1 protein-coding gene is annotated in these 255 nt (G+C 40.4%); it reads right to left on the reverse strand.

Going from position 1 to position 255, the window contains the following annotated elements; genetic code table 11:
* Positions 1 to 199: GTP-binding protein (locus KAR67_RS09930; RefSeq protein WP_192801052.1), on the reverse strand; the 199-nt coding region annotated here is incomplete at its 3' end.
* Positions 200 to 255: the final 56 nt, after the last annotated feature.

Consider the following 255-nt stretch of genomic DNA (forward strand, 5'->3'; position numbering starts at 1 on the left):
CCTCCCACTGAAAAGATGTCACTGCTGTCTGGATAGTGATTCCCCTTTGACGCTCCAAATTCATTGTATCTGTCCTTGTTGTGCCTTCATCTACGCTCCCTAGTTCTGCAATTGCACCACTGGTATATAATAAACTTTCCGTTAATGTTGTCTTTCCTGCGTCAACGTGAGCCAGAATGCCTAAGTTAATTATTTTCATGTAATTTTCCTCCTATCAACACCCAAAAAAGGGCATAAAAATACCCAGTGATAAAT

The organism is Campylobacter sp. JH32 (genome assembly GCF_017846535.1).
GTDB lineage: Bacteria > Campylobacterota > Campylobacteria > Campylobacterales > Campylobacteraceae > Campylobacter_D > Campylobacter_D coli.